Annotated in this window: 23 protein-coding genes, 1 pseudogene and 1 riboswitch; of the genes and pseudogenes, 6 read left to right on the top strand and 18 right to left on the bottom strand. The window is 44.4% G+C overall.

All coding sequences use genetic code 11. From position 1 onward, the window contains the following. Positions 1–16: 16 nt before the first annotated feature. From NYE42_RS07005 to NYE42_RS06980, 6 genes are all read right to left on the bottom strand, one after another. Positions 17–1,111, bottom strand: a complete 1,095-nt coding sequence (locus tag NYE42_RS07005; protein WP_039251629.1) for a Xaa-Pro peptidase family protein — start codon at positions 1,109–1,111, stop codon at positions 17–19. 113 nt (positions 1,112–1,224) lie between these two features. Next, positions 1,225–3,138, bottom strand: coding sequence for a heavy metal translocating P-type ATPase (locus NYE42_RS07000; protein ID WP_007409595.1), 1,914 nt, complete (start codon positions 3,136–3,138; stop codon positions 1,225–1,227). Positions 3,139–3,380: 242 nt separating this feature from the next. After that, positions 3,381–3,875: an endospore biogenesis thiol-disulfide oxidoreductase StoA gene (gene stoA / locus NYE42_RS06995; protein WP_352426852.1), complete on the bottom strand. Its 495-nt coding sequence runs from the start codon at positions 3,873–3,875 to the stop codon at positions 3,381–3,383. A gap of 62 nt (positions 3,876–3,937) precedes the next feature. Next, the gene (locus NYE42_RS06990) at positions 3,938–5,278 is read right to left on the bottom strand and encodes a polysaccharide biosynthesis protein (RefSeq protein WP_007409593.1); all 1,341 of its coding nucleotides are present in this window, start codon (positions 5,276–5,278) and stop codon (positions 3,938–3,940) included. Positions 5,279–5,393: 115 nt separating this feature from the next. Further along, positions 5,394–6,017 carry a cell wall hydrolase gene (locus NYE42_RS06985; protein ID WP_007409592.1) on the bottom strand — a complete coding sequence of 208 codons (624 nt, stop codon included), beginning with the start codon at positions 6,015–6,017 and terminating at the stop codon, positions 5,394–5,396. A gap of 275 nt (positions 6,018–6,292) precedes the next feature. Beyond that, positions 6,293–6,487, bottom strand: coding sequence for a hypothetical protein (locus NYE42_RS06980; RefSeq protein ID WP_007409591.1), 195 nt, complete (start codon positions 6,485–6,487; stop codon positions 6,293–6,295). Positions 6,488–6,650: 163 nt separating this feature from the next. On the opposite strand from NYE42_RS06980, the gene NYE42_RS06975 reads away from it, so the two are divergent. Beyond that, the gene (locus NYE42_RS06975) at positions 6,651–6,836 is read left to right on the top strand and encodes a YkvS family protein (protein ID WP_003154669.1); all 186 of its coding nucleotides are present in this window, start codon (positions 6,651–6,653) and stop codon (positions 6,834–6,836) included. Between the two features lie 72 nt (positions 6,837–6,908). On the opposite strand, the gene NYE42_RS06970 is transcribed toward NYE42_RS06975, so the two are convergent. The 6 genes and pseudogenes from NYE42_RS06970 to NYE42_RS06945 form a co-directional block, all read right to left on the bottom strand. Next, positions 6,909–7,184: a DUF3219 family protein gene (locus tag NYE42_RS06970; RefSeq protein WP_007409590.1), complete on the bottom strand. Its 276-nt coding sequence runs from the start codon at positions 7,182–7,184 to the stop codon at positions 6,909–6,911. Positions 7,185–7,599: 415 nt separating this feature from the next. After that, positions 7,600–8,535 carry a glycosyl hydrolase family 18 protein gene (locus NYE42_RS06965; protein ID WP_352426851.1) on the bottom strand — a complete coding sequence of 312 codons (936 nt, stop codon included), beginning with the start codon at positions 8,533–8,535 and terminating at the stop codon, positions 7,600–7,602. Between the two features lie 96 nt (positions 8,536–8,631). Beyond that, positions 8,632–8,859: a LysM peptidoglycan-binding domain-containing protein gene (locus tag NYE42_RS06960; protein ID WP_039062980.1), complete on the bottom strand. Its 228-nt coding sequence runs from the start codon at positions 8,857–8,859 to the stop codon at positions 8,632–8,634. Between the two features lie 15 nt (positions 8,860–8,874). Further along, a complete protein-coding gene (gene ykvP, locus NYE42_RS06955; RefSeq protein ID WP_032871328.1) occupies positions 8,875–10,074 on the bottom strand; it encodes a spore protein YkvP in 1,200 nt (399 codons plus the stop codon). Between the two features lie 316 nt (positions 10,075–10,390). Further along, positions 10,391–10,600: pseudogene (locus NYE42_RS06950) on the bottom strand (NADPH-dependent 7-cyano-7-deazaguanine reductase QueF); the annotation flags it as partial. 138 nt (positions 10,601–10,738) lie between these two features. Continuing rightward, a complete protein-coding gene (locus NYE42_RS06945) occupies positions 10,739–11,485 on the bottom strand; it encodes a glucose 1-dehydrogenase (protein ID WP_352426850.1) in 747 nt (248 codons plus the stop codon). A 168-nt stretch (positions 11,486–11,653) separates the two neighbouring features. Here NYE42_RS06945 and NYE42_RS06940 point away from each other — a divergent pair, with 168 nt between their 5' ends. Both NYE42_RS06940 and NYE42_RS06935 read left to right on the top strand, forming a co-directional pair. Next, on the top strand, positions 11,654–12,010 hold the full coding sequence (locus NYE42_RS06940; RefSeq protein ID WP_352426849.1) for a winged helix-turn-helix transcriptional regulator: 357 nt from the start codon (positions 11,654–11,656) through the stop codon (positions 12,008–12,010). Then, positions 12,007–12,261, top strand: coding sequence for a hypothetical protein (locus NYE42_RS06935; RefSeq protein WP_352426848.1), 255 nt, complete (start codon positions 12,007–12,009; stop codon positions 12,259–12,261). Before NYE42_RS06940 ends, NYE42_RS06935 begins: the two co-directional genes overlap by 4 nt. Positions 12,262–12,562: 301 nt before the next feature. On the opposite strand, the gene queF is transcribed toward NYE42_RS06935, so the two are convergent. The 6 genes from queF to NYE42_RS06905 all read right to left on the bottom strand — a co-directional run bounded on the left by queF (position 12,563) and on the right by NYE42_RS06905 (position 17,405). Beyond that, complete coding sequence (gene queF, locus NYE42_RS06930; RefSeq protein ID WP_003154673.1) at positions 12,563–13,057, bottom strand: preQ(1) synthase; 495 nt, start codon at positions 13,055–13,057, stop codon at positions 12,563–12,565. Between the two features lie 17 nt (positions 13,058–13,074). Next, positions 13,075–13,806: a 7-carboxy-7-deazaguanine synthase QueE gene (queE, locus tag NYE42_RS06925; protein WP_015239741.1), complete on the bottom strand. Its 732-nt coding sequence runs from the start codon at positions 13,804–13,806 to the stop codon at positions 13,075–13,077. Next, the gene (gene queD, locus NYE42_RS06920) at positions 13,799–14,239 is read right to left on the bottom strand and encodes a 6-carboxytetrahydropterin synthase QueD (protein ID WP_007611020.1); all 441 of its coding nucleotides are present in this window, start codon (positions 14,237–14,239) and stop codon (positions 13,799–13,801) included. The genes queE and queD overlap by 8 nt, the downstream gene beginning before the upstream one ends. Further along, on the bottom strand, positions 14,240–14,899 hold the full coding sequence (gene queC / locus NYE42_RS06915) for a 7-cyano-7-deazaguanine synthase QueC (RefSeq protein ID WP_003154679.1): 660 nt from the start codon (positions 14,897–14,899) through the stop codon (positions 14,240–14,242). A gap of 96 nt (positions 14,900–14,995) precedes the next feature. After that, a riboswitch (PreQ1 riboswitch) is annotated at positions 14,996–15,040 on the bottom strand. A gap of 108 nt (positions 15,041–15,148) precedes the next feature. After that, positions 15,149–16,270 (bottom strand): hypothetical protein, encoded by a 1,122-nt coding sequence (locus tag NYE42_RS06910; protein WP_042635147.1) that lies wholly within the window; start codon positions 16,268–16,270, stop codon positions 15,149–15,151. A gap of 97 nt (positions 16,271–16,367) precedes the next feature. Next, positions 16,368–17,405 carry a hypothetical protein gene (locus NYE42_RS06905; protein ID WP_352426847.1) on the bottom strand — a complete coding sequence of 346 codons (1,038 nt, stop codon included), beginning with the start codon at positions 17,403–17,405 and terminating at the stop codon, positions 16,368–16,370. A 401-nt stretch (positions 17,406–17,806) separates the two neighbouring features. Between NYE42_RS06905 and clpE the strand changes: the two genes are divergently transcribed. The 3 genes from clpE to motB all read left to right on the top strand — a co-directional run bounded on the left by clpE (position 17,807) and on the right by motB (position 21,645). Further along, positions 17,807–19,903 (top strand): ATP-dependent protease ATP-binding subunit ClpE, encoded by a 2,097-nt coding sequence (gene clpE / locus NYE42_RS06900; RefSeq protein WP_241458170.1) that lies wholly within the window; start codon positions 17,807–17,809, stop codon positions 19,901–19,903. A 169-nt stretch (positions 19,904–20,072) separates the two neighbouring features. Further along, positions 20,073–20,888: a flagellar motor stator protein MotA gene (gene motA / locus NYE42_RS06895; protein ID WP_007408461.1), complete on the top strand. Its 816-nt coding sequence runs from the start codon at positions 20,073–20,075 to the stop codon at positions 20,886–20,888. Continuing rightward, complete coding sequence (gene motB, locus NYE42_RS06890; RefSeq protein ID WP_003154685.1) at positions 20,860–21,645, top strand: flagellar motor protein MotB; 786 nt, start codon at positions 20,860–20,862, stop codon at positions 21,643–21,645. The genes motA and motB overlap by 29 nt, the downstream gene beginning before the upstream one ends. Positions 21,646–21,668: the final 23 nt, after the last annotated feature.

The following is a 21,668-nucleotide window of genomic DNA, read 5'->3' as shown; positions in this document are numbered from 1 at the left end:
TTTATCACAAAGCTTTTTATTTCAGAATCGTTAATTCTTTCGGATACTGCGTTAATGCTTCGGCGCCGTCTTTTGTGACGAACACATCGTCTTCAATGCGCACGCCGCCGACATCCGGCACGTAAATCCCCGGTTCTATCGTGTATACCATGCCTTCTTTGAGGAGTGTGTCGTTCGCGCTGCTCATTGATGGATATTCGTGAACCGAAATCCCGAGTCCGTGGCCGAGGCGGTGCGGGAAATAGTCTCCGTATCCGGCTTTTTCAATAATGCCGCGGGCTTTTAAATCGAGATCGCCGATTCTGACGCCTGGTTTGCTTAATTGAAGCGCCGCCTGTTCAGCTTTAAGCACCGTTTCGTAAATCTCTTCCTGTTTCGGGCTGATTGATTGGTATGCGAATGTTCTCGTAATGTCTGAACAGTAGCCGTCAAGAATAACGCCCAGATCAAACAGAACAAAATCGCCTTTTTTCAACCGGTCTGCACCCGGATTCCCATGGGGCTGACCTGATTTTTCCCCGAACAGCACCATCGTTGAAAATGACATGCCCTGCACACCTTTTTTCTTCAGCTCAAACTCAATCTGCGCGAGTACTTCGGTTTCACTCACACCCTCTTTGAGCGCCGCAACACCGACTTCAACTCCGTAATCCGCGAGCTTTGCCGCTTCCCTGAGAATGCTGATTTCCTTCTCATCTTTCACGAGACGGAATTGGTTGAGCGTTTCTTCTGCCGAAACAAATGCCGCGCCCCCTGAAGCTTGTTTGAGCTGTTCTGAGCGGGAAAGAGAGATCGAATCCTTTTCAACCGCGATGGAATCAAGCCGCACATTTCGTTTTGTGAGCTCGGCTTTGATCAGCTCCCACGGATCTTCGTGATCGCCGTAGCCGATAATATCATGCTCCCACCCGGCGTTGCGGGCTTGTCCGGCTTCCATTCCCGGACAAACGAAAAACGGCTCCTGTTCCTGAAACAGGAACAATCCCATTAACCGCTCATGCGGATCCGTGTAAAAATCAGTTAAATAAAATACGTTTTCCTTTGTATGTATAAACGCCGCATCATGTCCTTCTTTTTTCAGCCAAGATGAAACACGTTCTAATCTGTTCATTTTTTGCTTTTCCTCCTTACCAAAGTGACTCTTTATTCATTCTATCAGTTTTCTGGCGTTTATGCTGTGAACGAACATTTAAAAAACAGCCGCCCGATGTGCGGCTGTCATGTTTATTTTAATAATCTCAGTCCGTTCAGAATGACCAGAATCGTGCTCCCCTCATGCCCGATCACGCCAAACGGCAGTTCCATCACCTGCAGAAAGTTAGCGCAGATCAAAAGGCAGATGACCGAGAGCGAGAAAACAATATTCTGCTTAATAATCCGGTTCATTTTCCTTGAGAGTCTGCACATTTTCACAAGCTTGTGAAGATCATTTTTCATAAGGACTAAGTCAGCCGTTTCAAGGGCCACGTCCGTCCCCCCGCCCATCGCAATACCGACGTCAGCGGTTTTCAGAGCGGGCGCGTCATTAATGCCGTCCCCCACCATGGCGATTGTGCCGTACGTTTCTTTCAGCTTCTTCACTTCTTTTGCCTTTTGGTCCGGCAGACAATCGGCAACAACCGTCGTCATGCCCGCCTCTTTTGCAATGGCAGCCGCAGTTTCAGACTGATCGCCGGTGAGCATGGCTGTTTTAATACCCAGTGATTCAAGCTCAGCCATCACGGCTTTGGCTTCAGGTCGGATTTGATCCTTTAAGGCAAAGCAGCCCGCAATCCGGTCATCTTTTTTAACAAAGACCAGTGTAAAACCTTTATCCTTTAATTCTTTTCCCGATGTTTGCAAAAAAGCATCTGCCGCATCTTCACCTGCAAACCCCGCTTTTCCGACCATCCATTTGACGCCTTCTATTTCAGCCTGAACACCGAATCCGGACGTCTCGTCAATCGATAGATGTCCTGCGGGCGCGGCGCCCCGGCTTTCGGCAAATTCAGCTATCGCTTTTGCAAGCGGGTGGCTTGATTGCTTTTCCATCGCATACACCGCCTGCATGATCTCATCTTCACTCACATGTTCCGCAGCTTGAAATGCCGCGACTGCCGGCTGTCCCTTAGTGACCGTGCCGGTTTTGTCAAATGCGATCATCCGTACGCTTCCCAGCTGCTCTAAAAACACACTTCCTTTAACCAATAATCCGTTGCGGGCCCCATTTGAGATAAGGGAAAGCGCAGCGGGCATAATAGAAGCGACAAGCGCGCACGGGGAGGCGACCACCATAAACACCATCGCCCGGTAAAAGGTTTCACTCCAGCTCCAGCCTAAAGCGAAATGAGGAATGAATAAAAGCAAAGCCACGGCTAACAGCACGCCTTTGACATAGACACTTTCGAACCGCTCAATAAATGCCTGAGCCGGTGACACGCTGTTTTGGGCTGATTCCACCAGCCGGATGATTTTTCTGAATAAAGACTGTTCATTTGTTTTCGTCACACGGACCGTTAAGGAGCCGTTTCCGTTTACCGTTCCTGTAAACACAGAATCTCCGGCTGTTTTTTCCGCCGGCATCGCTTCACCCGTAAGCGCCGATTCATCGAGGCTCGTCACGCCAGACTCAATGATCCCGTCTGCTGCTACGCGTTCGCCCGGCTTAATGACGATCATGTCACCGATCTTAAGTTCAGCAGCCGGCACCCGCTTTTCCCGTCCGTCCGCAAGCAGTGTCGCTTCCTCCGGTTCCAGTTTCATTAAAGATGTTAAATCACGGCTGCTTTTATTCATCGTATATGTTTCGAGCGCGCCGCTTAACGAAAAAATAAAGATAAGAACAGCGCCTTCAGCCCAATAACCGATCAGGGCGGAGCCGACAGCCGCAAAAATCATCAGCAGTTCCACATTTAACGCCTTCGTCTCAATGGTATCCTCAATTCCCTCTTTCGCTTTTGCAAATCCCCCGATCAGGAAGGCAAGGATATACAAAGTGACGGACAGGCCTTTTGTTTCGGTAAAAAACCAGGCCGCAAGAATAAGGACGCCGGATACGAGCGCCGCAATGAGTTCTGCATGCTGGAGCCACTTTTTTCCGGCCCGCTCTTCTTGTATGTGCTGTTGTGAATGGGTTTGTGTCATCACTTGTTCGTTCATTATGAATTCTCCTCTCTAATTGAGAACGCAAATCATCTTCAATTCCCCGATAAAAGCAAAACAGCCGCCTGACAGGCAGCATTTTCACAGTGTTATCGCAGTGTTTCCTTTATTATAGCATGCCGGCGGAAGATTTCAATTATAATTGTTTTAATTTCTTTTTGATAATAATTATCATTAGCGTTTCTTCAGCTGTTCATTATATGCAAAAAAGGTGCTGGAGGAATTCCTCCAGCACCTTTTTATTTCTCTGACCATTCTTTTAATTGTGAGGCGGTCATCGGACCGACGATCTTTTTTTCGATTTCTCCTTTTTCATTCAGCAGAAATGACGTGGGAATCGTCATGACATCGTATTCCTTCATAAGCTCGCCTTTCGTGTCAAGAACAATCGGGAAAGTGAGATGGTGCTGACTGACAAAGTTTTGAACGGTATTTTTGTTTCGCTCGGCATTCATCAAATTTACCGTTACAAGGCTTACATCATCGGACTGATGCTGTTCATAATACGTTTGGAACTGAGGCAGTTCTTTTTTGCACGGCGGACACCACGATGTCCAAAAATGCAAAATCGTTTTCTCCCCTTTATTCGGAATCGATATCTCGTCTCCTTCAATCGTCTTCATCAGAAACACGGCGGGAACTGCCTGTTTTTCTGATGAGGCTTTTGCTTCAGGCATCCAGACGGCGGCAGCTATCAAAAGGACTGCACATACAATTAGGCGGTTTTTATGCATATGATCTTCCTTTCACGCGTTTCGGATAGCTTGCCCTTCCTTATTGAAATGTATCAGCCTTTTCAGCTTTCGATCCGGGGCGCTGTTCTTCCGCCGCCCGTTAAAAACACGGAGACACCGAGGTCTTTGCAGATCGTCGCGTAATGTAAACTTGTCAGAAGAATCATGCCGGTATTCATGCCGAGTATAATGCCGAGCATTTGCAATTCCGGCATAGAACCGAGCACATACATCATCGAAAGCCCTACAATGCTGCTCCATACGTTATGATAAAACGCCGTTTTCACGTGGCCGATACCGATCAGACAGGCCTGAAGCGGCATCACAAACAGATGAAAAAGAAAAAACGGCCACAAAAGCTGCAAATAATACTGCGCTTCCGGAGACTGAAAAAACAAATGGGTCAGCGGGCCCGCGAACTGAAACATGACCCAGACTGCCGGAATGCCGTAGCCGAATGTAATAAAAATCGCTTGTCTCAGCCGTTTCAGCACAATATCATATTGGGACAGCGCATACGCTTCTGAAATGCTGGGAATCATGACGACCATCAGCGAATGGGCGATAAATGCGGGAAACGAACCGATTGTCATCGCAACACCGGCAAGCATGCCGTATTGATCAATCGCGGCTGTCCCGGCTGCCCCGGACGCCAGCAGCGCTCCTTTCACTAAAAAGGGTTCAATGGCGTTCGTCACCGCATGAAATATACGAAGTCCCGTTGTCGGGATCGATACGGCCAGGAGGCGTTTCCGCACGTCTTTCCCGCGAAGATGAATGTGCTGATGGCCGGAAAGCGCCCTCCTCGCCAAAATAAACTGCGTATACAAGTAAACGAACACCACGACATCGCTTGCGACCAGCACAAATAATGAAATGAGCACGGCCATATCAATTTCAAAAGAGTACCATTGAAAAAAGATAAACAGACAAAGCACTTGAATGATTTTTTTCATGACATTCGCAACCGCGATTTTTCCCATTTGCTGCACACCCATAAAATAACCTCTGGCGATGGATGTAAAAGCGACGACTGGAATCAGCCCGATGACAATCCCTTTAATAAACGGGTGATACGTATCGAATACAGGAATGAACGGCAGCGCGATGCTGGCGGCCGCGGTTGAAAACGCGGTAAAAACGGCGGTCATTCTGAAGGCATGACGGAGCATGCTTTCATGCAGCTTCTGATTGGATTCCGCGATGAATTTTGAAATAGAGATCGGAAGCTCCAGACTGGCGATGACGATAATCAAAAAAATGGTGGGCAGAATGCTCATGTAAAGTCCCATCCCATGCTCGCCAAGCTCCCGCGCCAGTATCATATTCACGACAAATTCCAGACATTCCGCGAAAAAGGCGGCGATGGATAAAAGAATGATCCCTTTCACAAATCGATTCATGGTGTCTCTCCTTGTCTCTCGTTCTTCCATCATCATATGAGACAAGTTCTGAAAATATTTTCGATTTCTCAAAATTGAAAAAAGCATAGCCGGGATATTTTTGATCCCGCTATGCTTACATCGCAAATACGTGTCTGCCGATCCGTTCGATAATTTTTCGGGAACGGATCCAGTGGTCAGATGCCGTTTTTGGATTGTAGAAAAACAACGCGTTCGTTTCTCTGCCCGGATGGTCAAGCGCCTCATTTGCGGCGGCGATGGAATCCTTATCCGGCTTTTGATTAATGCTTCCGTTTGCTACCGGTTCAAATGCATTCCTTTGATAGATCACACCCCGAATGGTATCCGGGAAGCCGTTTTTTTCAGTACGGTTCAGCACTACGCTGGCTACCGCAACCTTCCCTTTATAAGATTCACCTTTCGCTTCTGCGTGAACGAGACGTGACAGAAGTTGTCTGTCAGCGCGGGAATACGTTTTTTTCGGCGGCTGATAAGCCGTCTCTTCCGGTTTTGCCTTCTTCTCTTGGTGAGATGACAGCTTTATCGGTTGGATAGAATGCTTATGATCCGTTTTTGAAAGCTTCGGAACCGAGCTTTTTTTATTTAAATCAGCAACCAGTGTGCTGGGTTCTTGCTTTGGCTTCTTCGCAAAAGTAAACAGAGCTTCTGTATGTTCAATTTTTGATGCAGGCATAAAACATAGAAAAAAGACAGCCAAGGCAGCAAATTTTGTCGTCATACGATTTCCTCCTTAAATACTTCACTACCTTAACAAGAGCTGTGCGCAAATTCACGGTTAAAGATTTTCCAGTGCTCCCAATCAGCTTTTATGATGGAAGAAGTTCGTTAACAGCCTTGTTATTGGCAGGAAAACAGCCGTCATTTTCACAACATTAACCAAATAGCAGTAAAAGTATCCATCAGAGGGATTTTACATTTTGTTTACATCTGTTACAGCAAGATGAAATAAGAAACCAAAAAACAAAAAAAAGACTCCTCAAGTGCGAGGAGCCGTCAGCTTCTTGGCTGTTCTAAATACTGAAATACAACATCTCCGCCCTGCTGTGCAATACCGCGGAAATGCTTAAAATCTTCCTGCTTCGATAAAACTGCTCGAAATGCAAGAAAATGTTCTTTCTGCACCCTGAATTCTTTGATTTCACCGGTGCGCATTTGGTTGATACATTCTGAAATTTCCTCAGGCAGCAACGAACACAGCCTCCTTTTCTCGGCTTTTTCCCGAAAATCAATATACCATCTTTCCCCCGCCGGGACAATGATTGAGCGGGCTGATACCCATATCGCTTTACTTCTTAAAGAAAATACTGCAAAATATTTTCAAACAGGATTTATGATAAAGGAGAGGAAGCTCGTGAAAATTGCTAAGGTTGGAAACGTCATTGAATTTAAAAACGGATTAACCGGTATTGTTGAAAAAGTAAATGAAAACTCCGTCATCGTTGATGTAACCATCATGGATAATTATCGTGACCTTGAATTAGATTCCCTCACTGTCGTCAACCATAAGAATTATAAAATCATCAGAGACTCCTATTAAACCCCCCGAACAATCCGAACCATTTACATATCCCGCACAAAAGCTGCCGCCCGGCAGCTTTTTCAAATGAATTCAGATCTCGGTCATTTCTACAAAAAAATCACCTGTCTCATCTTTATTGTAAAGATTAGTGACGGATGTATAGTAGTTGGTTATTTTACCGCGGAATTCAAGCCCGCGCTCGGGCGCCTTGATGTCAAATGTTTTTTCATACAAAAGGACGGCAATATCATGATACGTTTCAGAGGTCACCTTCAATATAAATGAAATCATGCGGCCGTTTTCACCCGCACTTTCTTTACAATCATACATTTTCAGTCTTACACCGTTTAACTCTAACGGCTCCATAACGAACACTCCTTCTTTTTACAGGACATGCTATCATGCTGACCATTCCTTTACAATTGATCCGCTCCGAATGAGAAAAAACAGCGCAGGCCTTTACAAACATATGTTCCCTATTTTATAATGAAACAGACGAGCTGCCATCCAGCATCCCGTCTTTTCATTAGAAAGCGGCGAGTGGAATTCCCCCCGGATTCGCTCGTCTTTTTTATGTAAAACCCCCTCATTTCTGAGGAGAAACTATATGGTCGATTATCAACAAGTCATGGTTCTCCACGTACCTTGGCGCCTTGAATTTCCCCATCCTTTAATGAGAGTGGTCAATCAATTCTCATCATGTTTTTTAGATAAACCAGCATCCATTCAGGATAGAGATTCATTGCAATTATCTTCGAATTTTGCTTTGAACTATAAATCATTATATATTTTTAAACACTGTATTCCAGACTGACGCATCCTCTTGTCCAAGACTCCAGCTGCCAAGACCTTTCAGATTATATTTTTGAGCGAGTTTTATTTTTGCTCTGAGTGACTGTTCATTTTCAAACCATAATGTATATGTTCCCGAAGGCAACAGCCCCTTGTTATCGTGATTGACAGTAAAAATAGCTTTTGGAGATTGACTCTTTGTGTCAAAAATAATTGTCCCGTTATGCCTTTTTACTAGTGAGTCAATAAGGTAAAGGGGAATGGCTTGAGAGGCAGATTGGCCTTTCATCCAACAGCGGCCATAGAATGGCAATCCTAAAACTAGTTTTTTAGGAGAGATTTTTTGGGTCAGAGCATATTGAATGGACTTTTCCACCCATCCTACACTTGCAGTAGGTCCAGCAAGGTGGCTTTCATCGTAGGCCATAATCATAAGGTAATCTGCATATTTAGCTAAATACTCGTAATCATATGATCCGTGCCAGCCCTTTGTCCAGCCAAAAGGATTTGCCGCCACTGCAACTGATACTTCTTTATGTCTAGGAATACTTTCTCTTACCAATCTAACAAAATCTGTAAATAAATTCCGATCTTTTTCTGTAAGGTTTTCTATATCGATATTAACTCCGTCCAAATCCAGTTCTTCTATTGCATGAGAAATTTGTTTAGCTAAAAGAACTCGGTTCATTAATGAAAATCGTCCCAAATCCTGATCCCAATGATTGCTTAGAAAAGGAACTACTTTTAATTTTCTTCTATGAAGAGCTTTAATCACATCGGGATTAGCTGAACGGAGAAGTAATGATCCATCTTTTCTGATATAGAAAAAATCAGGAGACACAACATTTAATACTCCGTTCGTTTGATCAACGTGTTGAATAAAATCCCATCCTAATCCAGAATAGAAATAGCTCATTTGAAACATCTCATAACCCCTTCATCCCCAAAAATATCAAGTTCCCCACAAATAAAAAAATGAGGATTGTCATTTCAATTTGATTCGTTTCCGAAACCTCAAAGATTATCTTTCTCTTATCTTTATAATTTGTCCAGGATAAATTCTATCTGAAGAAAGCTTATTAAGATTCATAAGTTGTTGTACCGGGATATTGAAGGATTTAGAAATCGTCCATAATGTATCGCCGGATTCCACATGATATACTTCGTATGTCACGGGAAATTCCATATAACGAGGCGTTCTTTTTACTTTATTCGCTTGATTTCTTATTTTAGGTATTTTCCCCTTCATTCATATTACTCTCCTTTAGAAAAATTTGTTATCAATATTTCTAAACAGTTTCTCTCTAATCTTAATGATTTGTCCAGCATATATTTGATCTGATTTGAAATGATTAAGCTCCATGAGTTGCTGCAGGGAAACATTATACTTCCTGGCAATTATTGATAATGTTTCACCGGGAGTAACATGATGGATCACGTATTTTTCTTTGAGAACATCTACATAATGAATGGTTTCCCCTAAGTTTCTTATAATTCCTCTGCTTTTTAGCACCTCAAGCATTCTCTCGGCTCTATGCAGATAGGAATCATTCTTTACAGCCTTTTTACCGTTTATCTGAATCTTTTTTCTCTCGCTATCATGATTCAAATAGTATTTAACCTTTTCCAATGTTTCTTTTGGGGAGGAAGAAACGATGAGATCGCGGCCAGGTTTGAATTTACCTCGAACTGCTGGTGTATCCGATGTCAATAAAACCCCCCCGGAACCAAGAATCTCATAGGTGCGTTGCGTAAGTTGGCTTTCACAGTTTTGCAAACCGATAACGACTTTTGCTGAACTGTAGACTTTATATGCTTCAGTATAATCAAGGTATCCATGGATCCAATTGCGGGGAATTTCTCTTCCTATATATTTACTCATTTTTTCCCAGTTTCTCCCCCAAAAATCAATGCGAATACCCTTCCGTATAAGAGGACGAATAAGCGTTTTTAAAGAGGACGAACGGAACACTTCCGGATGTTCTTCAAGAAAATTAGGGTAAGCATTAGCCACCACTGCTATATCACAACTGTATTTTGCTAATGGTTTAATCTGGTGATGTATACTTTCGTGAAATGCAAAGTCTAAGTGAGCTGCTTTAATCCCCATGCTTTCATAAGTTTTACACAGAGAAGGCGTAACCGTGAAAACAAAATCTGGTTTCACCTTTTTAATTAACGGGATAGTAAAGTTTTGAGTGTGCAGCGGGTCTTCAGTCGCCCAATAAACGAGAGGGATATTCACCTTTTTAGTAGCGTTGCGAATCCAGGCCTGCTTTTCCCTTGAATGCTCTGGTGTCCATCCCATAGATACTATTAGATCTGGTTTAAATTCGTCTATCATTTCAGTGATATTTTCCCGACTTACAGGACCGGAAATCATTACGGTATGTCCTGCTTCCCTAAACCCATTTGGTAAACCATAGAGCCACATGGGATGACTCTCGAGGAAAAGAATTTTCACACATTTTCGCCCTCTCTTTCACTTTTTAATGTCTACTTTATTGGTATGTAGAAGAGAAATAATTTGTCGCGGTACCAGTCTATAAAAAATGTTCAAGTGCAAGATAACGTGATTGGATATGGATGCCCCACAAAAAAAGAAAGCAATCTACAACATATTTTCCTTTGATTTTGTTAGCCTTTCTGCCAAAATACTTTCGTTAATAAATTGTTTTTGTGCTTAAAAGAAAAAGACGTACACATTTGTACGTCTTACATTACCTCTGCAATAGCAATTTATTTGCATAAAAGTCATAATAGGCACGCTTTTATAGTGATTAACGATTATCAATCGTCTCCGGATACAAATCATGATTCATCATGCGGTACTCGGCCATTTTTTCATATTTTGTTCCCGGTCTGCCGTAGTTTGTGTACGGGTCAATGGAGATTCCGCCTCTAGGCGTGAATGCCCCATACTTCAATGTAGCGGGGTCCATTAATTCGATCAAGTCATTCATGATGATGTTCATGCAGTCCTCGTGGAAGAAAAAAGGCAGGTCAAAGTCTTGTCCCATAAGTACTTGCTCTAGACATTAATCATGAAGTCACACCAATTTCACACCTTACCAAACGATTGATTTTAACCTTTTTTGGGGACTATTTGTAATCTCTGCGCAGTGAAATTATACCTGTGCTAGCCCGCCATCTACGAACAATTCAACACCCGTCAAGTAACTGCTTTCATCTGAAGCAAGGAAAGATACAGCGTTTGCTACTTCTTCAGGTGTCCCAACTTTTCCAGTTGGAACAGTATTTCTGGCATTTTCCATTGCTCCTTCAAGTGCATCACCAAAAAGCTCATCGTATGCAGGTGTAAGAATAGCTCCTGGACTCACCACATTTACACGGATTTCAGTACCTTTTAGGTCAAGAATCCAGTTGCGAACCAGTGCTCTTAATGCTGCTTTAGATGCTCCATATACACTAAACGCTGGGTTGCCAATTGATCCAGCAGTAGAGCCCGTTACAATAATAGAACCTACTTTGTCCGGGAATAGTGATAACGCTTTTTGAACAGTAAAGATGGTTCCTTTAACGTTAATGTCGAACGTTCTATCAACCTGCTCTTCAGTAATTTCACCTAATGGAAGGAAGTTGCCGATGCCTGCATTAGCAAAAAGAATGTCCAACTTACCTTTTTCCTGCTTTATCATGTCATATAGTTTGTCTAAGTCTTCAAGCTTAGAAATATCACCTTGAACACCGGTTACGTTCTTGCCAATTTGGTTAACAGCTTTATCAAGTTCGTTTTGTCTGCGTCCCGTGATATAAACATATGCACCTTCGTTTACAAATTTTTGTGCTGCAGCAAGACCAATCCCACTTGTTCCACCCGTTACAAGCGCTATTTTACCTTCAAATTTACCCATACTTAACACTCCTTTAGAATTGATTTTATTTTATGTCTAGTACCTTTAAGTACTTGAAGAACAACTTACAAGATATAGTATCCTTCAGTAAGCACATTATCGGAAGTACCCACTTTTTTGTGATATAGTAACTAAAAAGTAATAAATGCGGAATGGAGAGCTTTAGACATGAAAAAATTTAGCTGTGGGTTTGAAGTGACAAAGGAAGTGATTGGCAGAAAATGGAAAGGCCTTGTATTATACTTTTTAATGAATGGACCAAAGAGAACGAGTGAATTAAAGCGCATGATCCCAAATATAACTCAGAAAATGCTGATTCAAACACTTAGAGAGCTTGAAGCCAGTGGACTTGTGAGCAGAAAGATGTATAATCAAGTACCGCCGAAGGTTGAATATTCATCCACTGAACTTGGAGAATCTCTTAAACCTATCTTGCAGGAGCTCTGTCAATGGGGAAGCCATTATGCGGAGCAAGAGTATGCAGAAGGTGAATATGAAATTGTACAACCAGAACAACTAAAGTGAGGATTGATGTAGCTGCTGAAGTAAATGCTAAACAACTTCAATACCCTCACCTAACAGATGAAGAACAGTCAGAAATAAATGAGATATTCAATTTTGAAAGTGAAGTTCTAATAAGAAGTGTCACGGACTATATTCAGGAAAACTTTGATGAAATTCAAAAAAGAGCTGTTTCAAATGTTAAAGAGAAGGTTCAGAAACTTAGCCAAACAATGAAGATATTGATAATAATATTTAATGCCTATGATCTCTAGATAGGCATTTTTTCTTTCGGATAAAAAAGAAGAGACGTACAAATTGTACGCCTTAATCTGCTTCTGTACTATCAATTTTTCACTGCATAACAGTCACAGTTCAGGTTGCACCTCAGGTCACACTTTTTAATACAATTCCCATGAGTAGAGCCATTTTCAGGTGTGACTTTTCCCACTTTTAGTGTGACCGGGTCACACTTCGCTGTGACTCGGTCACAATTCCGCTGAAAATCAGCACTGAATGTTCGGATTTTACTGTGACTCCACTTCGTTTCACACTCCGTATCACACAACGGAATAATTACCGATTATCAATCGTCTCCGGGTACATATCATGATTCATCATCCGATGTTCGGCCATTTTTTCATATTTTGTTCCCGGTCTGCCGTAGTTTGTATACGGGTCAATCGAGATTCCGCCTCTAGGCGTGAATTTGCCCCATACTTCAATGTAGCGGGGGTCCATTAATTCGATCAAATCATTCATGATGATGTTCATGCAGTCCTCGTGGAAATCTCCGTGGTTACGGAAGCTGAAAAGATACAGCTTCAGCGATTTGCTTTCCACCATTTTTTCGTCCGGAATATAGCTGATGTAGATGGTTGCAAAATCCGGCTGTCCCGTTTTGGGGCAAAGCGACGTAAATTCCGGGCAGTTGAATTTAACGAAATAATCACGGTTCACGTGTTTATTCGGAAATGATTCCAAAACCTCCGGCGCATATTCAAATAAATAGTTTGTCCCTTGATTCCCCAGGAGCGTAACTCCTTCTAATTCTGATTCTTTTCTTGTCATATAAATCTCCCTTTCTATTAAACTCCCCGTTTATTGCCCCAAAGCAATGTATGCAGCTGAGGCAGGACTCTGACGAGATTCAGATCCGAATCGGCTGAAACCTTATCAACGAGTGTTTCGTATTTTCCGAGCAGATGTGCGATCAATGCCCGGTCGTCCGTCGTATGGACGTTATCGTTTCCGACCTGAAGATAAAACGGGATATTCGGATACCGCTTGTGCACGGTTTTCGCGAATTGCAGATCTTCATCATTAAAAATGACGACCTTTAAGCTGACCGCGTTAAGCCTTTCTGCCGCATCAAGCGAAGACACAATGTGATCGAGCTTTGCAAAATCGGTTGTCATCCCCGAACTTGGCGGCTTCGGTGAAATTGTCAGGTCGTTAATCATTGTGAACCAATCCTGATAGACCGTTCCCTGCGTTTCTAAAGCGGCGCGCACCCCGTTCTCTTTCAGCAGCAGAATCAGCGCGTCAAGCTGCTTTAACAGCGCCGGGTTTCCTCCTGAGATGGTGACATGGGAAAAGGCGTCTCCGCCGATTTCTCTCAGCTCGCGGTAAATGTCTTCCGCCGTCATCCAGCGGATATCTTTTTTGGCAGAGCCGTCCCATGTAAAAGCGGAGTCGCACCAGCTGCAGGAGTAGTCGCAGCCCGCCGTGCGGACGAACATGGTTTTCTGGCCGATAACCATGCCCTCCCCTTGTATCGTCGGTCCGAAAATTTCTAATACCGGAATTCCTTTAGCCATTCCTATCACCTTTTTTCGGGCGGTATACGCAATAGCTTGTCGGGGTTTCCCTGACAAAAATCTGCACGCAGACCGGCTGATTCTCCAGTGTTTCGAGGTAGGACTGCACCTTATCGTAAATCGTTTTGGCCACGACCTCGGTCGTCGGCAGTGAATATCTGTCATCTTCAGAAAATTCGTCATGGTCATTCAGCAATGTATGGTCATAAGCGCCGTGCACCAATTTCTTCAGCACGCTGAAATTCACGAGAAAGCCTGAATCGTCCAGTTCATCCCCCGCAACTGTAATATTTACTGTATACGTGTGCCCGTGGACTCTGCTGCACGCTCCGGCGCTTTCGCGGGGAATAAAGTGCGCGGCTGAGATGTGCATGTCCTTATTCAACTCAAACGAATAAGGATGCTGAACCTGCGGGTATATTTGAGAAAGCAATTAGTTCCGCTCTCCTTTCATTTTCATATATTCATCATATCCTTTATTGCGGAGCAGGCATGCCGGGCATTCGCCGCATCCGTCCGCAATGATGCCGTTATAGCAAGTCAGTGTGTTATTCTTTACAAAATCAAGCGCGCCGAGCTCATCCGCAAGTTTCCACGTTTCCGCTTTGTTCAGCCACATAAGCGGCGTATGAATGACGAACGGCTTTTCCATCGCCAAGTTGACGGTGACATTGCAGGATTTGACAAACTCGTCACGGCAGTCCGGGTAGCCGCTGAAATCAGTCTCGCAAACACCGGTGATAATGTGGCGCGCGCCGATTTGATATGCAAGAATCGATGCAAAGGATAAAAATACAAGGTTGCGTCCCGGTACGAAGGTTGTCGGCAGTTCCCCGTCCTTCGCTTCAATTTCGATATCATCTCTTGTCAGCGCATTCGGCGCAAGCTGATTTAAAAGAGACATATCAAGCAAGTGATTTTTGACACCGAGCTTTTCGGCAATCGATTTTGCCACATCGATTTCTTCTTGGTGACGCTGATTATAATGGAATGTAACGGTTTCCACTTCTTCAAAGTTTTGCAAAGCCCATAATAAACAAGTCGTGCTGTCTTGGCCTCCGCTGAACACCACAACTGCTTTTTCTTTTTTCATGTCTTTCTCTCCCTTATCTATCATTCCATAAAAAAAGCGCCTTTTTCGGAGAAGGCGCCCTAAAAAACATAAAAAAACCGTATCCAAGGATACAGCTCGTCCTTAGTTTTTTATAGAGGGTGTAGCTAGAACCTCTCCCGCATCAATACGGATTTTCTTCTTTTTTCCCTTTTGCTATCATACCATAATGTTGTTTCCCGTGACAATAAAAAAACAGCCTGAACCCTGTGTCAGGCTGCAAAATCGGGTTTAAGCCCCGCGTTTTTTCCCCGGAAATACCATCAGCGCAATCCCGATCAGAACAAATAAAGCAGGCCAGAAAACAGAAACCGGAATGATCGGCTGATTCGTCATCATAAAGCAAAGTGCTGTCAAGGTCAGCACCGCAACCGGGATGAGCAGCGCCTTCTGTTTCCCGCCGAACAGCCACAGCTCAAATAAACCGAATGCCGTTGCAAGCAGGTAAACAGGCCATGTCACACCGGAGTAGGACCAATTGGTTGCCGTTTCAAAGACAAACAAGATCCCCGTAATCAATAAGATGCCGCCCGGTACGAGAAGTCCCGCGTTTTTGACAGGTTTCGGGCCGAAAATCGGAATGTGAAAAGCGGCGCCCAGCAAAAGAATGAGAGCGGGCCAGCCGCGTTCGCTGATGACTTCATTTGCATTGGTGAATATGCCGAAAATGCCCGCGGCGCACAGAACCGCCGCAGCAGTCAAAAGCCCTCTCTGCTTTCTGCCGAACAGCCAGGCTTCAAACAGACCGAACGCAACGGCAAAGAGGTAGACAGGCGATGTCACATTTGCGTAAGTCCAATCCGTCAGCGTTTCAAACCATAACAAGCAACCCGTCACAAGCAAAATGCCGCCCGGAATAAGAAGGCCCGATCTTTTTTTCGGCTGCATAAAGGCAGCGGCGTGAAACAAAAGCGCGGCTGCGATGATCAAAAGCGGCCACAGCCCCGTCATCAGCATACCGGCAAAGCATAGTGCTCCCACGGCTGTCAGGATGAAAGCAGGAATCAATACACCTAACTTCCTCCCGCCGAAATACCACAGCTCAAACAGACCGAGAGCAGGCGCCCATATATAAACAGGCCACGTCACGCCTGAATACGTCCATCCCGTTGCCGTTTCAAAACAAAACAGGCAGCCCAGCACAAAAAACATACCGCCCGGAACGAGCAGTCCCGCCTGGTCAGGCGTTTTTTTCGCAAAAATAAATCCGGCGTGAAACCCTGCGGACATTATAATGAAAAGAAACGGCCACGCCGAACCTGCGGATATATGAATAACTCCCGCCCTCTGTAAAAAAAACGCAATGCCGATACAAATAAAAATAAATCCCAATAATACACGTCGAGCTTTCATCTCTTACTCCTCCCCATCATTTCCCAATTCATTATACAGAAATGTCAGGAAAAAAGAAGGGGAATTCCCAAAAAATACAGACATTTTCCTTATATCCTTATTCTTCTTTCGGGATTTTTTTGCAAATCAATGCGCCGATGAAAGCGAGGCTCACATACCCAAACACCGGATAAACGGTGGAAATCAGCTGTCCGTAGCCGATTTGGCTGATAATGAAAGCAAACGCCAAAATGCCGCCGTAAATATATGTACTTTTTATATGAAGAAAACTGTTTAATTGTTTTTCCAATCCGTATAAATTACCGATGACCGACGTAAACACTTCCCCGAAAATAATAAACAAATAAATGATATGAAGCGAACGCGAATACGAATAGACGACTTGAGCCATCGGAATGTCAAACTCCAGCACATCCGGCAGCACCGATAATGATAAAAAGCTCGCGGCAAGCACCAGTGTCAACAGAACGCCGCCAAAATAAGCCCCCCTTCTGATCACCTTCTCTGAAGACATTTCATTCGCAAGCGGCACAAGCACGGCTTGGGCGAGCGATAAATTTAACGCGCCGTAAGAGACGGCGGACAAAAGCCAATTCCACTTGTCAGGCCATACCCATTCGTCCGCGTTTCTCGTGCTTGTAAATACAAATGAATCTGCTGTCACGATAAAAGAGAAGGAAATTAAAAGCGGCACAACCAATATATTGACGCCGAACACACCTTTAACGCCGCTTGTCATGACGGCAAAGCTCAGTACGATCGTCAGAAGGATCCCCGCTTGTGCGGACCAGCCAAGCTGTTCATGAAACAGCGCTCCCGCTCCGGACAGCATGACAGAGGTCACTCCCAGCAATATAAACATCATAAACATGTTCACGGCGCGGCCGATGGACTGGCCGAATAAATATATGTTCAATTCCTGATAAGATGCTGCATGAATCCGTTTGGAAATGATCATGATTTTGGCGCCTAAATATGTAAACATCAGACCGCTTACCACGATACCGAACAGACCGATCCAGCCAAACTTCAGAAAAAACTCAACGATTTCCCGTCCCGTGGCAAAACCGGCTCCTACAACCGTGCCTACGTATACAAATGCAAGCTGACTTGCAGAACCTTTTGTTTGTCCCATTTCACCCTCCGGCTAAGCGCAGATTTGTCCAGGCCTTTATATATGCTTATGAGACAAGTCGCCCGAAAAGACGAACAAATCGTCCTTCCCCGGAGAAAACAGATTCAGCTCTCTCCTCTAAGCAAAAATATTGAAAGAAAAAAAGGGCCGGCGTATACTCTTCATCAAGAAAGGTCAAAACATTTCATTTCCTTTCTGACTATATTGATCAAAAATAATCAAACCTCACAAATATCACTTATCATGCTGTAAACATTTATTTTTCAGGGTTTGAAACAAAACACTTGAAAGTCAAAGAAGGTCAGAGTATACTATTAATCAAAGAAGGTCAAAGTTAAGACCTTATTTTCTAATCCATTTGGTCAAAGATGATCAAACATTTTTCGAGGAGGTTTTGGCAAATGCGTTGTCAACATTGTCAGAAAAACGAGGCGACGATTCGCCTGAACATGCAAGTCAATTCCATTCAAAAACAATTCGTTTTATGTGAAACATGTTATACAGAATTAACCCGAAAACCGTCTATGAGCATGGGGCCACAATCATTCGGATTCCCGTTTGAGCAAGGTTTCGCTCCCAATCAAAATAAACAGCAGGCCGGCTCTGAAAAAGGCCTGCTCGACGAGCTCGCTCAAAACGTCACAAACGGCGCAAAAGCAGGTCTGATTGACCCTGTGATCGGCCGCGATCATGAAGTGGCGCGCGTAATTGAAATTTTGAACCGCCGGAATAAAAACAATCCGGTGCTGATCGGTGAGCCGGGCGTCGGTAAAACGGCTATTGCAGAAGGCCTCGCGCTTAAAATCGCTGAAGGCGATGTGCCGAACAAATTGAAAAACAAAGAGCTTTACCTGCTTGACGTCGCTTCTCTCGTCGCCAATACAGGGATCAGAGGCCAGTTTGAAGAAAGAATGAAACAATTAATGAACGAATTAAAAGAACGGAAAAACGTCATCTTGTTCATTGACGAGATTCACCTTCTTGTAGGCGCCGGCTCTGCCGAGGGATCAATGGATGCCGGGAACATCCTGAAACCGGCGCTTGCCAGAGGCGAGCTGCAGGTCATCGGGGCGACAACACTGAAAGAGTACCGCCAGATTGAAAAAGATGCGGCGCTTGAAAGACGCTTCCAGCCTGTCATGGTTCACGAGCCTACAATAGAACAAGCCATCAGCATTCTGGAAGGCATTAAAGATAAATATGAGAAATACCACGGCGTCACATTCAGCAATGAAGCGATAAACGCCTGTGTTACGCTTTCATCCCGTTACATTCAGGACCGCCACCTGCCGGATAAAGCGATCGACTTATTAGATGAAGCCGGCTCTAAGGCGAACCTGGAGCTTGATACCGTAAATGAAGAAGATGCGGCTGAGAGACTCAAAGCAATTGACGCGGAGAAAACAAAAGCGCTTCATGAAGAAAATTATGAGCTTGCCGCGAAACTGCGTGATGAAGAAGCGGCGTTGGAAAAGCAGCTGGCGCATGAAACACCGGCCTCTTCACCTGAAATCGGGGCGGAGCATATTCAAGCCATTATTGAACAGAAAACAGGCATTCCGGTCGGAAAACTCCAGGCTGATGAACAAGTTAAAATGAAGGAACTTGAAGAGCATCTTCATCAGCGCGTCATCGGTCAGGAAAAAGCCGTGAAAAAAGTGGCGAAAGCGGTCAGACGAAGCCGCGCCGGCTTAAAATCCAAAAACAGACCTGTCGGCTCCTTCCTCTTTGTCGGACCGACCGGAGTCGGAAAAACCGAGTTATCAAAGACTCTCGCAGATGAACTGTTCGGTACAAAAGATTCCATTATCCGTCTCGATATGAGTGAATACATGGAAAAACACGCCGTATCAAAAATTATCGGTTCACCGCCGGGATATGTCGGACACGATGAAGCCGGTCAATTAACGGAAAAAGTGCGCCGCAATCCGTACAGCATCGTGCTGCTCGATGAGATTGAAAAAGCCCACCCTGATGTCCAGCATATGTTTCTGCAGATTATGGAGGACGGCCGTCTGACAGACAGCCAGGGCAGAACGGTCAGCTTCAAAGATACCGTTTTGATTATGACAAGCAACGCTGGAACCGGCGAAAAACAGGTGAAAGTCGGATTCCAATCTGAAGAGAGCGTCCTGGAAGAACAAACGCTGATTGATTCACTGAGCGCGTTCTTCAAACCGGAGTTTTTAAACCGGTTTGACAGCATCATTGAATTCCAATCCCTGAAAAAAGAACATCTCGTGAAAATCGTCAGCCTGCTTCTCACAGAGCTTGGAGACACATTAAAAGAGCGCGGCATCAGCCTGAGCGTAACGGACGAAGCGAAAGAAAAAATCGCTGAAATCGGCTACCACCCAGCTTTCGGAGCACGCCCGCTCAGAAGAACCATCCAAGAATTGATCGAGGACGAAATGACAGATCTCTTATTGGATAACAACGATATAAAAGCCTTCCATGTCGTAATGGAAGAGGACGGCATCAAAGTCCGGGCACAATAAGAAAAAAGCGGTTCCCTCCTCGCGGGGAGCCGCTTTTTTGTTTCTTTATCCATGTCAGAAGGGAGAAACTGTGAAGAATTCGGGAACAATTTCTCAATCACCCTAAAGTTCCATGCACTGCCACCGATATTAACCATAGAAAGCTAGTATAAAGGATTTGGTGAAAACTATGGATAAAACATCGATTATCGGTATCATCCTCGCCTTGATTGCTTTAAGCGTGGGCATGGTGCTGAAAGGGGTCAGCTTAAGCGCACTCGCTAACCCGGCAGCTATTCTGATTATTTTGTTCGGTACGATTTCTGCGGTGATCATCGCATTCCCCGGAAAAGAAATCAAAAAAGTGCCTGCCCTTTTTAAAGTGCTGTTTAAAGAAAACAAACAGCTGACAATTGCGCAATTAATTCCTATGTTCTCTCAATGGGCGCAAATCGCCAGACGTGAAGGTCTGCTCGCATTGGAAGCAAGCATTGAAGACGTGGATGACGCATTTTTGAAAAACGGCCTGAGTATGGCGGTTGACGGACAAAGCGCAGAATTTATCAGAGATATTATGACTGAGGAAGTTGAAGCGATGGAAGACAGACACCAGGCCGGCGCAGCCATCTTTACACAAGCCGGCACATATGCGCCGACACTCGGCGTTTTGGGTGCGGTCATCGGCCTTATCGCGGCTCTTTCCAACATGAACAATACCGAGGCGCTCGGACATGCCATCAGTGCGGCTTTTGTCGCCACCCTTCTCGGGATTTTCACAGGATATGTACTATGGCATCCCTTCGCCAACAAACTGAAACGCAAATCAAAGCAGGAAGTCAAACTGCGTGAAATCATGATCGAAGGCGTTCTGTCAGTGCTTGAAGGACAGGCCCCGAAAGTGATCGAACAAAAACTTCTCATGTATCTTCCTGCGAATGAACGCGCAAAAGTCGCTGAACAAGAAGGAGAGGCAAACAATGGCGAGAAAAAAGAAGAAGAAGCATGATGACGAGCATGTGGATGAGTCTTGGCTGATCCCGTACGCGGATTTGCTCACCCTTCTTTTGGCTCTGTTCATTGTATTGTTCGCCATGAGCTCGGTCGATGCGGCGAAATTCCAAATGCTGTCTAAATCATTTAACGCCGTGTTTACCGGAGGCACGGGTGTTCTTGAATATTCAAGCGTCACCCCTCCTGAAAACGAAAAAGACGGCGTTGATCAGTTAAAAAAAGACAAGGAAAAAGATAAAGAACAGAAAAAGAAAGAAAGAGAAGCAGCCGACCGCGAAGAACTTGAAGGCGTGCAAAAGCAAGTCAATCAATTTATAAAAAATAAAAAGCTTGAAACTCAGCTGGAAACAAAGCTGACTAAAGAAGGACTCTTAATTACCATTAAAGACAGTATCTTTTTTGATTCCGGACGGGCGGATATCCGTCAGGAAGATATTCCGCTTGCCAAGGAAATCTCGAATCTCCTTGTGCTGAATCCGCCAAGGAACATTATTATCAGCGGACATACGGACAATGTACCGATTAAAAACTCACAATATCAATCTAACTGGCATTTAAGCGTCATGCGGGCCGTCAACTTCATGGCTATTCTCACGGAAAACCCGAAACTTGACGCAAAAGTATTCAGCGCCAAAGGTTTCGGAGAGTATAAACCGGCCGTGTCGAACAAAACCGCCGAAGGGCGCAGCAAAAACAGGCGCGTCGAGGTATTGATACAGCCTAGAAACGCCGCGACTGACCAAAATCAGTAATATAAAAAAGGAAGCCTTTCAAA

Source organism: Bacillus sp. FSL K6-2865 (assembly GCF_040311405.1).
Taxonomy (GTDB): domain Bacteria; phylum Bacillota; class Bacilli; order Bacillales; family Bacillaceae; genus Bacillus; species Bacillus velezensis.
Note: the sequence above shows the minus strand (reverse complement) of the source record. Positions and strands in the feature narration are given on the sequence as shown.

Coding starts and splice junctions, on each gene's coding strand:
- NYE42_RS06940 (WP_352426849.1), top strand. CDS start 11,654: ATGAAAAAATTTAGCTGTGGGTTTGAAGTGACAAAGGAAGTGATTGGC.
- NYE42_RS06945 (WP_352426850.1), bottom strand. CDS start 11,485: ATGGGTAAATTTGAAGGTAAAATAGCGCTTGTAACGGGTGGAACAAGT.
- motA (WP_007408461.1), top strand. CDS start 20,073: ATGGATAAAACATCGATTATCGGTATCATCCTCGCCTTGATTGCTTTA.
- clpE (WP_241458170.1), top strand. CDS start 17,807: ATGCGTTGTCAACATTGTCAGAAAAACGAGGCGACGATTCGCCTGAAC.
- NYE42_RS06960 (WP_039062980.1), bottom strand. CDS start 8,859: ATGAAGGGGAAAATACCTAAAATAAGAAATCAAGCGAATAAAGTAAAA.
- NYE42_RS06965 (WP_352426851.1), bottom strand. CDS start 8,535: ATGTTTCAAATGAGCTATTTCTATTCTGGATTAGGATGGGATTTTATT.
- stoA (WP_352426852.1), bottom strand. CDS start 3,875: ATGCATAAAAACCGCCTAATTGTATGTGCAGTCCTTTTGATAGCTGCC.
- NYE42_RS06905 (WP_352426847.1), bottom strand. CDS start 17,405: ATGGGACAAACAAAAGGTTCTGCAAGTCAGCTTGCATTTGTATACGTA.
- NYE42_RS06985 (WP_007409592.1), bottom strand. CDS start 6,017: ATGACGACAAAATTTGCTGCCTTGGCTGTCTTTTTTCTATGTTTTATG.
- motB (WP_003154685.1), top strand. CDS start 20,860: ATGGCGAGAAAAAAGAAGAAGAAGCATGATGACGAGCATGTGGATGAG.
- NYE42_RS06990 (WP_007409593.1), bottom strand. CDS start 5,278: ATGAATCGATTTGTGAAAGGGATCATTCTTTTATCCATCGCCGCCTTT.
- NYE42_RS07005 (WP_039251629.1), bottom strand. CDS start 1,111: ATGAACAGATTAGAACGTGTTTCATCTTGGCTGAAAAAAGAAGGACAT.
- NYE42_RS07000 (WP_007409595.1), bottom strand. CDS start 3,138: ATGAACGAACAAGTGATGACACAAACCCATTCACAACAGCACATACAA.
- queF (WP_003154673.1), bottom strand. CDS start 13,057: ATGACAAGAAAAGAATCAGAATTAGAAGGAGTTACGCTCCTGGGGAAT.
- NYE42_RS06910 (WP_042635147.1), bottom strand. CDS start 16,270: ATGAAAGCTCGACGTGTATTATTGGGATTTATTTTTATTTGTATCGGC.
- queE (WP_015239741.1), bottom strand. CDS start 13,806: ATGGCTAAAGGAATTCCGGTATTAGAAATTTTCGGACCGACGATACAA.
- NYE42_RS06970 (WP_007409590.1), bottom strand. CDS start 7,184: ATGGAGCCGTTAGAGTTAAACGGTGTAAGACTGAAAATGTATGATTGT.
- queC (WP_003154679.1), bottom strand. CDS start 14,899: ATGAAAAAAGAAAAAGCAGTTGTGGTGTTCAGCGGAGGCCAAGACAGC.